At 63.6% G+C, this 11,926-nt stretch carries 11 protein-coding genes and 2 tRNA genes; 6 read left to right on the top strand and 7 right to left on the bottom strand.

Annotated elements, in window-relative coordinates; all coding sequences use genetic code 11:
• Nucleotides 1–66 precede the first annotated feature (66 nt).
• A complete protein-coding gene (locus tag AC1PQG_RS21805; protein ID WP_481119834.1) occupies nucleotides 67–1,038 on the top strand; it encodes a diguanylate cyclase in 972 nt (323 codons plus the stop codon).
• Between the two features lie 18 nt (nucleotides 1,039–1,056).
• Here AC1PQG_RS21805 and AC1PQG_RS21800 read toward each other — a convergent pair whose 3' ends face one another.
• Entirely contained in the window at nucleotides 1,057–1,371 is a 315-nt protein-coding gene (locus AC1PQG_RS21800; protein ID WP_481119833.1) for a hypothetical protein, read from the bottom strand.
• 111 nt (nucleotides 1,372–1,482) lie between these two features.
• On the opposite strand from AC1PQG_RS21800, the gene AC1PQG_RS21795 reads away from it, so the two are divergent.
• Nucleotides 1,483–2,745 (top strand): AmpG family muropeptide MFS transporter, encoded by a 1,263-nt coding sequence (locus AC1PQG_RS21795; RefSeq protein ID WP_481119832.1) that lies wholly within the window; start codon nucleotides 1,483–1,485, stop codon nucleotides 2,743–2,745.
• 16 nt (nucleotides 2,746–2,761) lie between these two features.
• Nucleotides 2,762–3,469: a uracil-DNA glycosylase family protein gene (locus AC1PQG_RS21790; RefSeq protein ID WP_481119831.1), complete on the top strand. Its 708-nt coding sequence runs from the start codon at nucleotides 2,762–2,764 to the stop codon at nucleotides 3,467–3,469.
• An 81-nt stretch (nucleotides 3,470–3,550) separates the two neighbouring features.
• Here AC1PQG_RS21790 and AC1PQG_RS21785 read toward each other — a convergent pair whose 3' ends face one another.
• A complete protein-coding gene (locus tag AC1PQG_RS21785) occupies nucleotides 3,551–5,095 on the bottom strand; it encodes a helicase HerA-like C-terminal domain-containing protein (RefSeq protein WP_481119830.1) in 1,545 nt (514 codons plus the stop codon).
• Between the two features lie 158 nt (nucleotides 5,096–5,253).
• Here AC1PQG_RS21785 and AC1PQG_RS21780 point away from each other — a divergent pair, with 158 nt between their 5' ends.
• Together AC1PQG_RS21780 and AC1PQG_RS21775 are read left to right on the top strand one after the other, a co-directional pair.
• The gene (locus AC1PQG_RS21780; RefSeq protein ID WP_481119829.1) at nucleotides 5,254–6,798 is read left to right on the top strand and encodes an extracellular catalytic domain type 2 short-chain-length polyhydroxyalkanoate depolymerase; all 1,545 of its coding nucleotides are present in this window, start codon (nucleotides 5,254–5,256) and stop codon (nucleotides 6,796–6,798) included.
• A 77-nt stretch (nucleotides 6,799–6,875) separates the two neighbouring features.
• The gene (locus AC1PQG_RS21775) at nucleotides 6,876–7,607 is read left to right on the top strand and encodes a YebC/PmpR family DNA-binding transcriptional regulator (RefSeq protein ID WP_481119828.1); all 732 of its coding nucleotides are present in this window, start codon (nucleotides 6,876–6,878) and stop codon (nucleotides 7,605–7,607) included.
• Between the two features lie 114 nt (nucleotides 7,608–7,721).
• Here AC1PQG_RS21775 and AC1PQG_RS21770 read toward each other — a convergent pair whose 3' ends face one another.
• Nucleotides 7,722–8,621, bottom strand: coding sequence for a PEP-CTERM sorting domain-containing protein (locus AC1PQG_RS21770; protein ID WP_481119827.1), 900 nt, complete (start codon nucleotides 8,619–8,621; stop codon nucleotides 7,722–7,724).
• 261 nt (nucleotides 8,622–8,882) lie between these two features.
• On the opposite strand from AC1PQG_RS21770, the gene AC1PQG_RS21765 reads away from it, so the two are divergent.
• Nucleotides 8,883–9,659, top strand: coding sequence for a ferredoxin--NADP reductase (locus AC1PQG_RS21765; protein ID WP_481115979.1), 777 nt, complete (start codon nucleotides 8,883–8,885; stop codon nucleotides 9,657–9,659).
• A 137-nt stretch (nucleotides 9,660–9,796) separates the two neighbouring features.
• Here AC1PQG_RS21765 and infA read toward each other — a convergent pair whose 3' ends face one another.
• From infA to queC, 4 genes are all read right to left on the bottom strand, one after another.
• Nucleotides 9,797–10,060, bottom strand: a complete 264-nt coding sequence (gene infA, locus AC1PQG_RS21760) for a translation initiation factor IF-1 (protein WP_079435438.1) — start codon at nucleotides 10,058–10,060, stop codon at nucleotides 9,797–9,799.
• An 844-nt stretch (nucleotides 10,061–10,904) separates the two neighbouring features.
• Nucleotides 10,905–10,980, bottom strand: a tRNA-Lys gene (locus AC1PQG_RS21755).
• Nucleotides 10,981–11,023: 43 nt separating this feature from the next.
• Nucleotides 11,024–11,099: transfer RNA gene (locus AC1PQG_RS21750), tRNA-Lys, on the bottom strand.
• 134 nt (nucleotides 11,100–11,233) lie between these two features.
• A complete protein-coding gene (gene queC, locus AC1PQG_RS21745) occupies nucleotides 11,234–11,917 on the bottom strand; it encodes a 7-cyano-7-deazaguanine synthase QueC (RefSeq protein ID WP_481119826.1) in 684 nt (227 codons plus the stop codon).
• Between the last annotated feature and the right edge of the window lie 9 nt (nucleotides 11,918–11,926).

Raw genomic sequence — 11,926 nt, 5'->3', positions numbered from 1 at the left:
AGGCCGATTTCTCCCGTGGACTGCGCTACTATTACTTTCGATATAAAAAAATCGAAAGAGTGCACGATGCGGATTCTGCTGGTGGATGATTCGCGCGCGGTGTCTGCCGTGATGGCTGCCCGCCTGACCCTTCTTGGTCACGAGGTGACGCAGGCCGAGAACGGCGAGCAGGGGGTCGAGCGTTTCTGCTGCTGTCCGCCGGACCTGGTGCTGATGGACGTGGAAATGCCGGTGATGAACGGCTTTGTGGCGGCCGAGCGGATCCGTGCGCTGGAGGCCAAGCAGGACTGGGCGTGGACGCCGATCATCTTCCTCACCGCGTCCGACACGCCGGAGAACCTGGTCACGGCAATCGAGGCCGGCGGTGACGATTTCATCGCCAAGGCGGTGCCCGAGACGGTGCTGCAGGCCAAGATGAAGGCCATGGCGCGCATCGCCGGCCTGCGCAAGCAACTCTTCGAGGCCAACCACAAACTGGAGGCCCTGGCCCACCAGGACGGTCTGACCGGCATCTACAACCGCCGCTACATGGATCTGCGGCTCGACCACCAGTGGGACGAGGCCCAGCTGTGCGGCGCGCCCTTCGGCCTGCTGCTGATCGACGTGGACAACTTCAAGCGCTACAACGACCACTACGGTCACCAGGCCGGTGATGATTGCCTGCGGGCTATTGCCGCTGCGATGGCTGGCGTCGTCGAACGCACCATCGCCAATGAGTTGAGCCGGGATGCCTTCGTCGCTCGCTACGGTGGGGAGGAATTTGCGGTGCTGCTGCCCCGTTGCGCCGAGACGGATTACCTGATTGTCGCCGAGCAGCTGCTCGAGGCCGTGCGGCAGCTGGCGATCCCCCATGCGCTCAATGCGGAGTGGGGCATCGTGACGCTGTCGGTGGGCGGCGCCTACGTGGAGCGGGCGGAAGGCCGCCTGGCCATGCTGTTCCGCAACGCCGATGCCAATCTCTATCAGGCCAAGCGGGATGGGCGCAATCGCGCCGAAGTGTGTGCCGCCCCCGAAGCCGTCGCGGCGACGGGAAGCTAGGACGCTCGGGCGAGGGCCTCAGCCGACCACGAAGGCCGGCACATCCACGCGCACCGCCGGCCGGTCGAGGGCCACGCCGACGCAGGCCGCGAAGCGCCGTGCCCAGTCGCCCCCCTGTGCAAAGCGTGCCTCCCCGGCGTACTTGGCGACGTTGAGGATCACGTCGAGGATCAGCACCTTGCCCATCGGGTTGCTGGGCGTGCATTCCAGCGCTTCGAACTCCGCCAGCAGCCAGGCCCGCGCCGCTTCGCCGGTTAGCCCGGCGATTTCGTCGGCGTGCACGGTGAATTCGTATTCCCGGTCGGCCCGCAACACGACGCTGACCTGATGCATGCTGCCTCCTGTTGTTCTTCTGTCTTGCATGGCTGCATTTTTCGGCGCCACATCAACGGAAGCAAGTAACCGATTGTTATCATTCGCAGCTCGTTCCGAGCCGTGTTTCCCATGACCGAATCCCCCTGGCGTGCCCTCGCCAACCGCCGCATGCTGATCTGTGTGCTGACCGGCTTTTCTTCCGGGCTGCCGCTGTACCTGTTGCTCAACCTCATCCCGGCCTGGCTGAAGACCGAGGGGCTGTCGCTGAAAGCCATCGGCGCCTTCGCGCTGATCCAGTTTCCCTACACCTGGAAGTTCGTCTGGTCGCCTTTCCTCGACCGCTATGCGTTGCCGCTGCTCGGCCGCCGGCGGGGCTGGATGGCGACGACCCAGGTGTTGCTGCTGGCGGCCATTGCCTGGCTGGGCAGTCAGTCGCCGACGGCCAACCTCGGTCTGGTGATCGGGCTGACGGCGCTGATCGCCTTCCTGTCGGCGACCCAGGACATCGTGCTGGATGCCTACCGGCGCGAGCTGCTGCCGGAGATCGAGCTGGGCATCGGTAATGCAATCCACGTCAATGCCTACAAGCTGGCCGGTCTGGTGCCGGGCTCGCTGTCGCTGGTGCTGGCGGATCACCTGCCGTGGGCCGAGGTCTTTCTGGTGACGGCGTTGTTCATGGCACCGGGCCTGGCGATGACGCTGCTGGTGAAGGAGCCGGCGGCGGTGAGCAGGGCGCCGCGCACGCTGCGGGACGCGGTGGTGGAGCCCTTCCGGGAGTTCTTCGGCCGCCACGGCGTGCGTTCCGCGCTGGTGGTGCTGGCCTTCATCTTCCTCTACAAGCTTGGCGACTCCCTGTGCACCGCGCTGGCGACGCCCTTCTACCTGGACATGGGCTTCTCGAAGACCGAGATCGGCCTGGTGGCGAAGAATGCCGGCCTGTGGCCGAGCGTGATCGGTGGCCTGCTGGGTGGGCTGTGGATGGTCAAGCTGGGGATCAACCGCGCCCTGTGGGTGTTCGGCTTCGTCCAGTGGCTGGCGATCTACGGTTTCGCGTGGCTGGCCTGGCTCGGCCCGGCCGAGGCCGACGCTGGCCGCCTGGGCGTGCTGGCGGTGGTCATCGGCCTGGAGGCGCTGGCGGTCGGGCTCGGCACGACGGCCTTCGTGGCCTACATGGCGCGCACCACCCATCCGGCCTACACGGCGACCCAGCTGGCCTTGTTTACCAGCCTGATGGCGGTGCCGCGGACCTTCATCAACGCGTCTGCCGGCTGGCTGGTGGAAAGCCTGGGCTGGTTCGATTTCTTCATGCTGTGCGGCGTGCTGGCGGTGCCCGGCATGTTGCTGTTGTTCAAGGTCGCGCCGTGGCGCGAAGCGCAGGTCGCGACCGCCTGACCCTCTTGTTCCTGCTATGACGCCTCTCGAATCTGCTGCCCGCACGCTGTGCGACATCCTCGACCCGATGCGCTTTGCGGCGCCCGTGTCCCACGTCTATAACCCGCTCAGCTACGCGTGGGCGCCCAATGCGGTGTACCTGCAGCGTTTCGGCCAGGGCCGCAAGAAGGTGGTCTTCGTCGGTATGAACCCCGGTCCGTTCGGCATGGTGCAGACCGGCGTGCCCTTCGGCGAGATCGCCGCGGTGCGCGACTGGATGGGCATCGAGGCGGAGGTCGTGAAACCGGCCGAAGAAAACTCCAAGCGCCCCATCGAGGGCTTCGGCTGTGCCCGTTCGGAGGTCAGCGGGCGGCGCCTGTGGGGCTTGTTCGCCGAGCGCTTCGGCACCGCAGAAGCCTTCTTTGCCGAGCATTTCGTCGCCAACTACTGCCCGCTGGCCTTCTTCGACGGTGGCCGCAATGTCACGCCGGACAAGCTGCCGGCGGCCGAGCAGGGGCCGCTGCTGGCGGCCTGCGACGTGCATCTGCGCCAGGTAGTGGAGGCTTTGCAGCCGGAATGGGTGATCGGGGTCGGCGCGTGGGCCGAGCTGCGCGCCCGTGAAGCGCTGGCCGGCTTGCCCTTGCAGTTCGGCCGCGTGCTGCACCCCAGCCCGGCCAGCCCGGCGGCCAATCGGGGCTGGAGTGAGGCCGCGACCAAGCAGCTGGAGGCGCTGGGCGTCTGGTAAGGCCCGGGCGCCGCTGTGTGGCGGCGTTGCTGTTTGTGACTGGCGTGGGGCACTGACGGCGCCCACGCCTGCGCGGACTGCTTAGCGTCGGCGGCCGCTGTTGCCGCCGAGGATGGAGCCCAGCACGCCGCGCACGATTTCCCGTCCGATGGTCGAGCCGACGGTGCGCGCCACGCTGCGGGCGGCGGTTTCCGCCAGGCCGGGGTGACGCCCGCCACGCGGTCCGGTGCTGCCGAAGAGGATATCGCTGAGGCCGCCGAAGAGGCCGCCGCCGCTGCTTTCCTCCTGCGCCGGCGCGGGTGCGCCGCGGGTTGCGGTGCCGTTTGCCGCCGGGGCGCCGTTGGTGCCAGCGGCCGCGCCGGTCAGTTTCTCGAAGGCCGACTCCCGGTCCACCATTTGTTCGTAGTGCCCGTAGATCACCGAGCCCTCGATGGCGGCCTTGCGCTCGGCCGGCGTCAGAGGGCCGAGGCGCGATTCGGGGGCGACGATGAAGCCACGCTCGACGATGGCCGGGCGGCCTTTCTCGTCGAGGAAGGAGATCAGCGCCTCGCCGACGCCCAGTTCCATGATGGCCGTCGCGGCGTCGAATTCCGGGTTGGCGCGCATCGTTTCGGCGGCGGTCTTGACGGCCTTCTGGTCTTTCGGCGTGAAGGCCCGCAGTGCGTGCTGGACCCGGTTGCCGAGCTGGCCGAGGACGGACTCGGGCACGTCGAGCGGGTTCTGGGTCACGAAATAGACGCCGACGCCCTTCGAGCGGATCAGGCGCACCACCTGTTCGATCTTCTCCAGCAGTGCCTTGGGCGCCTCGTTGAAGAGCAGGTGGGCTTCGTCGAAGAAGAACACCAGCTTGGGCTTGTCCACGTCGCCGACTTCCGGCAGTTGTTCGAACAGCTCGGCGAGCAGCCACAACAGGAAGGTGGAGTACAGCTTGGGCGAGTTGTAGAGCTTGTCGGCGGCGAGGACGTTGATCACGCCGCGGCCGTCGGCGTCGGTCTGGATCAGGTCGGCGATGTCGAGCATCGGCTCGCCGAAGAACTTGTCGCCGCCCTGGGTTTCGATCGTCAGCAGGCCGCGCTGGATGGCGCCGATCGAGGCCGCCGAGATGTTGCCGTACTGGGTGGTGAAGTCCTTGGCATTGTCGCCGACGTACTGAATGGTGGCGCGCAGGTCCTTCAGGTCGATGATCAGCAGGCCCTGGTCGTCGGCGATCTTGAAGACCAGCTGCAGCACGCCGGTCTGGGTGTCGTTGAGGTTGAGCAGGCGCGCCAGCAGCAGCGGGCCCATGTCGGAGATGGTGGCCCGCACCGGGTGGCCGGCCTCGCCGAAGACGTCCCAGAACACCGCGGTGTTGGCGCGCGGTGTGAATTCGTCGATGCCGATGGCGGCCAGGCGCTCCTTGAGTTTGGGGGATTCCACGCCGGCGGCGCCGATGCCCGACAGGTCGCCCTTTACATCGGCCATGAAGACCGGCACGCCGATGCGGGCGAAGGATTCGGCCATCTTCTGCAGCGTGACGGTCTTGCCGGTGCCGGTGGCGCCGGTGATCAGGCCGTGGCGGTTGGCCAGCTGGGGCAGCAGGTGGATTTCCTTGTCCTTGGTCTTGGCGATGAGCAGCGGTTCGGTCATGGGGTGCTCCAGGCAAACGGGTGAAGCCGTGAGGGTAGCGGGATTGATCGCTGCCGGCCAGCCGGGCGCGATAGCCGAATATTCATTTCTGTCATTGTGCTTTGCAACATTGACGTCTACGTTAGATGGATTCCATCTGTCATTGCGAGGATTTGCCCATGCGTGCTGTTTCCCTGTCGCCGTTCGCGGTGCTGCGTCTGGCTGCCCTGCTGGTTGTCGTGCCCGCAGTGCAGGCCGCAGACCTGCCCGAATTGAATATCGATCTCAAGCAAACCACTGTCTCAGGAATCTCGTCCGGTGCGTTCATGGCGGTACAGATGGGCGTCGCCCATTCCGCCGCGGTGAAGGGTGTGGCGGCGACGGCCGGGGGGCCGTATTTCTGTGCGCTGCAGGATGCGTTGGGCGGAGCGGGCGTGAGCCGGGCGATCCGGCGCTGTATGCAGGGCGATCCGGACTACGGGGTGACTCCGATCACTGCCGACAGCTTGGCGCAGATGCAGGCGGCGGCCCGTGCCTGGTCGGCTCGAGGTCTGATCGACCCGGTGGACGGTTTGGCCGGGCAGACAGTTTGGCTGTTCCACGGCTACAACGACGGCATCGTCAAGAAGCCGGCCAACGATGCGCTGCGTGATTGGTATGGCGGTTTTACGCCGGTCAGCCAGGTTTTCTACAAAGACGATCTCAACGCCGGACATGCGCAGATATCCGCCGCCTGTGCCGATGCGTCGAGCGGATCCTGTAATCCCTGCGCACAAACCGGTGGCAAGTTCATCAACGCCTGCGCCGACAAGCCGGTTGCAGGTGGGCTCTACGACGCCGCTGGTGCGGCGCTGCAACTCTTCTATGGCCCGCTGCAACGCGTGGCGACGGCTCAGTTGGGCAGCCGCCTCGAGCCCTTTGAGCAGAAGCCCTTCACCAAGGACCGCCAAGGAGAATCGGTGATGCCGATCCGCCTGGCGATGGGTGACACCGGTTATGTCTATGTGCCGCAGGCCTGCAAGGCCGGCGAGCCCTGCCGCCTGCACATCGCCTTCCACGGCTGCATGCAGGATGCGGGTTCGATCGGTACTCAGTTTGCGGCTGGGGCCGGCTTCAATGAATGGGCGGACAAGAACCGCATCGTGGTGCTGTATCCGCAGGCGCGCGCCACGATCACCACGTCGGTCTCATTGTCCGTACCGACGAATCCCATGGGCTGTTGGGATTGGTGGGGCTACAACGATTTCCTCTATGACAGCAGTGCTGGTCGTTATGCGCAGAAGGGCGGTGCGCAGATTGCGGCGGTGTGGCGGATGGTCGAGAAGCTGGCGGCTCGGGTTGAGCGGGTGGAAGACGTAATCCCTGCCGCCAGTGTGCCGGCGCTGCAGGTGGTGGATCGCAGCGCCAGCCAGGTGGCGCTGGTGTGGACGCCGATGGCAGGGGCCTCGGCCTACCGCGTGGCGCGGACTGCAGATGGCGTGACAGAGTCCGACGTCGCGACACTCCCGGCGTCCCGCACGAGTTTTGTGGATGGCAGCCTGAGTCCGAACAGTGCTTATCGCTACCGGGTCAGTGCGCTGTTTGGCAGCGGCGAGCCGGCGTCGTCCGGTGTCGTCGAGGTGCGTACCGCGACGTCTGCGCCGACCTGTGATCCGTACTTCTCATTGGCCAAGAACACGGCTGTGACTAAATCCAAGCGGCCGACTACGCAGACCTGCCCTTGATCGATAGCGCGCGCATGGGCAGCCCACCTGCCCGTGCGTTATACTTTAAAGCTTTCGATTTATAGGTTTAGCGCATCATGGCGGGTCATTCCAAGTGGGCCAATATCCAGCATCGCAAGGGCCGGCAGGACGAAAAGCGCGGTCGCATCTTCTCGCGGCTGGCGAAGGAAATCACCGTTGCGGCCCGCATGGGCGGGGGCGACGCAGCTTTTAATCCGCGCCTGCGTCTGGCGGTGGATAAGGCCAAGGCAGTGAACATGCCCGCCGACAACATCGACCGGGCGGTCAAGAAGGGTACCGGCGAGCTGGAGGGCGTCACCTACGAGGAGGCCCGCTACGAAGGCTATGGTATCGGCGGCGCGGCGGTGATGGTCGATTGCCTGACCGACAACAAGACTCGTACGGTGGCCGATGTGCGTCATGCCTTCAACAAGTACGGCGGCAACATGGGCACCGACGGCTGTGTGGCCTTCCAGTTCAAGCACTGCGGCCAGCTGTTGTTCGCGCCGGGTACCTCGGAAGATGCGCTGATGGAAGCCGCGCTCGAAGCCGGTGCCGACGACGTAGCAACCAACGACGATGGCTCCATCGAGGTGCTGACCGATCCTTACCAGTTCGGTGAAGTGAAAGAAGCCCTCGAGAAGGCCGGGTTCACCGCCGAGTTCGGTGAAGTGACGATGAAGCCCCTCAACGAGACGGAACTGGCCGGTGACGACGCACTGCGTATGCAGAAGCTGCTCGACGCGCTGGAGTCTCTCGACGACGTGCAGGCCGTGTATACGTCGGCGGCGATGGACGAAGAAGAGTAAGGCTGGTTTCTTCCGCTCGCGGCTGCTTTTCTTCACGGAGCGGCAGCCCGTAAAAAAGCCGGCAGCGCCCTGGGGCGGTGCCGGCTTTTTTGTGCTCTTTTACAGGGCGGGCGCTCAGGCGGCCTTGCGGCGGCTCCGGATCAGCGTGACCGCGGACAGGCCCACCAGCGCCAGCGTGCTGGGTTCGGGCACTTGGCTGGTCTGCCCGGTGGGGGCCGGGTCGCGCACCCACAGGCTAATGTGCGACAGGCCGGCACCGCCGCCGCCGCCGTTCTTCAGCGTATCGCTCACGTCGTAGGTGCCTGACCAGTTCATGACCGGATCCGTGACCTTCGGGGCGGTCATGCCAAACTCTGCTGGCGTGAAGTCATACACCGAGAAGGCATTCCCTGCCTTGAAAACCAGTGCGAACTGATCGAAGTAGTTACGGCCGAGCAGGCTGCTGGTGCGTTGGGCGACCGTGGCGTCAGGTGTGAAGGACCAGGTCCCGGTGCCCTGTCCGGTGATGGTGGCCGTGAAGAAGGAGCTCAGCACGATGGCGGAGCTGCCACCGACGGTACTGGGGGTGAAGCCCCAGCTACCGTTGTTCCCTTGCTCAAACTTGCCGAGCATGATCCAACCCGGGTCGTTCACCTGGCCATTCTTGTCGAGATCCTGCAGCGGGGATTGGGGGGTGATGAAGGCGCCACCCGGGAAAAGGGTTGCGCCGCTTTGATTTTGGATTCCGCCGTTGAGCAGGCCATCACCCGCGTAGCCGAGGTTGGTGGAAGGGTAGAAGCCGTCATTGCCGGAGAAGGCTCCGGCACAGGCGGCTGCAGCCATGTTGCCGTTGTAGATGGTGTTCAGCGTTGCGTTGCTGGTCGTGCCGGAATATTGGCTGACCTGCGTGATCTCGACGTCAGTCGTGCCGCAGGGCGCCGCGGTGCTTGTGGGGGCGGCGCTGGCGTGTACGGATAGGGACAGCAATCCACCTGCGAGAAGAAGCTTGCGTGCTGGAGAGAGAGTCTTTTTCATGAGTTTTGAGGCCTCAAAGGGTCTTCACGTCAATTGGGCTGGACACGAATTTTTCTGTGCGCACAGGGGTATGGCTGCTTTATAACTGAGGGCTATTACTGCGTCCGTGATGAAAGTCTGCCTTCTGCCCGTTTTGAGGTGGATGTAACACGTTGAGATAGATTTTTCACACTTGGGTGGGCGCCAGCAGGCGCGGGCTGCGTTGGTGTGGGTGTCCCGCGCTAGAATCCAGCCCTGTTCTTTCGTTCTTTTTACGACCCCATGGCTGCTTACATCACCGAAAAAGTCCTGTCCGTTCATCACTGGAACGACACCCTGTTTTCATTCACCACGACGCGTGACCGGGCGATCCGCTTCGAAAACGGTCAGTTTGTGATGATCGGCCTGGAGGTGGATGGTCGTCCGCTGACCCGTGCCTATTCGATCGCCAGCGCCAATTACGAGGAAACCCTGGAGTTCTTCAGCATCAAGGTGCCCAATGGTCCGCTGACTTCCCGCCTGCAGCACCTCAAACCGGGGGATGATCTGCTGGTGTCACGAAAGCCCACCGGGACGCTGGTGCTGCATGACCTGCTGCCGGGCAAGCATCTGTACTTGTTTTCCACGGGTACCGGGCTGGCGCCATTCATGAGCGTGATCCGCGATCTGGATGTGTATGACCGCTTCGAGAAGGTCATCCTGATCCACGGTGTGCGTACTGTCAGTGAAGTTGCCTACGAGCACTACATCACCAATGAGCTGCCGCATCACGAATTTCTCGGCGAGGCTGTGCGGGACAAGCTTATCTACTACCCGACCGTAACGCGGGAGCCTTTCCGCAATCAGGGCCGGCTGACCGATCTGATTGAAAGCGGCAAGCTGTTCGAGGACATCGGTCTGCCGCCGCTGGATCCGGCGGTGGACCGGGTCATGATCTGCGGTAGCGCCGCGATGCTGAAGGATTCCCGTGATTTGCTCGACAAGCGGGGTTTCAAGATGTCGAGGCGGATCGGCGAACCCGGCGATTATGTGATCGAGCACGCCTTCGTGGAGAAGTGACGGCCGTACACGCAAACGCGTTCAGTTGAGGCGCAAAACCAAAAGCCCCTGCCGTTGTGTCGTCAGGGGCTTTTTCATGATCTGCCGCCATGCTTGCGTAGCGGTGGATTCCAGGGGCTGTTCTGTGGTGCAGGCGCTCAGTAGCGGCGGGCCGGCGGCGGAGCCATGTTGCCGGTCTTGGGCGGCAGGTGGCGGAAGGTGATGCGGCCCTTGCTCAGATCGTAGGGGGACATTTCGAGGGTGACTTCGTCACCGGCGATGATGCGGATGTGATTCTTCTTCAGTTTGCCGCCCGCGTAGGCGATCAGGTTGTGCTCATTGTCGAGGGTGACGCGATAACGCCCGTCGGGGAGAACTTCGGTAACCTTGCCGTGCATCTCGATAAGTTCTTCTTTGGCCATGTACATGCTCCATAGGGTGGCCGGGCGGCATCCCGGGATGGGGCGCGTCGGCCGCGGCCCGCCACCGCCTTGGTGGGCCAAGTTCTGCCAGGGCCTCGAAGGGCTGTGGCGATCGAATGTCGGCGCGGAGACTGGCGGGCCGGCGGATAGGGTGTCTGCGCGCAAGCGTCGCAGGCGAACATGAAGAGTGCGTTGCAGTTAGTTTGCTCGATCAGCAAAGATGGAGCCTGATCGGCAAGAAACTAACTGAGCCTGAAGAGCTTGGGCCACCGCGCAGGCGGGCCAAGTCTTTGAAATTCTGGATGGTTGTAGAGCGATCAAGACGCTCGATCTACGAATCTAGAGTCCGCTGGCTTGAGTAGCGAGCGGGAAGGGCGACTCAGCGAATCTTCAAAACCTACCGAATGATAGTCCCGAGGGAAGGGGGATTGCAAGGTCTTTGTCCTCTTTCCAGGTATCGGAAAGGGGAATAAGTCGTTGTTATATTTTGTTTTTCTGCTTTTATCCAGGGCTTGGAAGCGCTGCTTGGGAGGCAAAAAGAAAACCCGAGAGGCGTTAGCCGCTCGGGTTGAAATCCACACCAATGGAGGAGGGGTGGAGGAGACGCTTAGAGGATAGGCTAAAGTATTGTGCAATGCAACATTTTTCTGTGGGGCGCAGTGTGGGGCGGTCTTTGTGCCGTGGATGCCGGATTTGCCGAGTCCGGCGTCTCGGAAATGCGGGGCCAATAATTGCTGAGTTGTGATGGGCGAAGAGGAGGGGCAGGTGCCGCCAAATAGCGGAATCTGCTCCGTTCGACAAAAGCAAAAGGCCAACCCCGAAGGATTGGCCTTTTGTCTGAATCTGGTGGGTTGTGAGTGGCTCGAACACTCGACCTACGGATTAAGAGTCCGCTGCTCTACCAACTGAGCTAACAACCCATTTTCTCTTTGGAGCCGGTTATCTTTTATAGCCCCACCTTGCTGGTGGGTCGGGCGAGATTCGAACTCGCGACCAACGGATTAAAAGTCCGCTGCTCTACCGACTGAGCTACCGACCCCGGAAGAGATGCGCATTATAGCGCCAAAATCAGCGTTGTCAACTGATTTCTTGTTATTGTGGATTTTGGCCAGATTTGTTCTGCAGCGTGCTGGGTGTGCGCGTGCGGGGCATGAGGGCCTGCTGCGCGTCAGTTCAGCGGTAAGGGGTTGGGTCGGCGAGGCCAGCTGTCTCGAAGCCAGCCCGGCGTAGCCGGCAGGCGTCACATAAGCCGCAGGCGCGACCGTCATCATCAGCCTGGTAGCAGGACACGGTGAGACCATAATCGACGCCTAGCGCGGTACCGCGCTGCACGATGTCAGCTTTGGAAAGGTCGATCAGTGGCGCGTGGATGTGCAGCCGTTGGCCCTCGACGCCGGCCTTGGTAGCCAGGTTGGCCATCTTTTCGAAGGCTTCGATGAAGGCCGGCCGGCAATCCGGGTAGCCGGAGTAGTCGACGGCGTTCACGCCCACGTAGATGTCCTGCGCGCCGAGAACTTCCGCCCAGGCCATCGCGATGGATAGCATGATGGTGTTGCGGGCAGGCACGTAGGTGATCGGGATGCCGCCATCGACGCCATCGGTGGGCACCGCGAGGGCCGGGTCGGTGAGGGCGGAGCCGCCGAACTGACCGAGGTCCACGTGGGCGACCCGGTGGGCGACGGCGCCCAACGCTTTGGCGACGCGCTGGGCGGCGGCCAGTTCTGCGGCGTGGCGCTGGCCGTATTCGACGGATAGCGCGTAGGCGTCGAATCCTTCGGCATTGGCGATGGCGAGGCAGGTGGCGGAATCGAGGCCGCCGGACAGCAGTACGACGGCGCGCGGACGTGGGGTGTTCATGGAGTCTCC

The sequence above is a fragment of the Zoogloea sp. GDB6 genome, assembly GCF_056724105.1.
The sequence above is the reverse complement of the archived record's forward strand: the minus strand, read 5'-3'. Positions and strand labels throughout refer to the sequence as shown.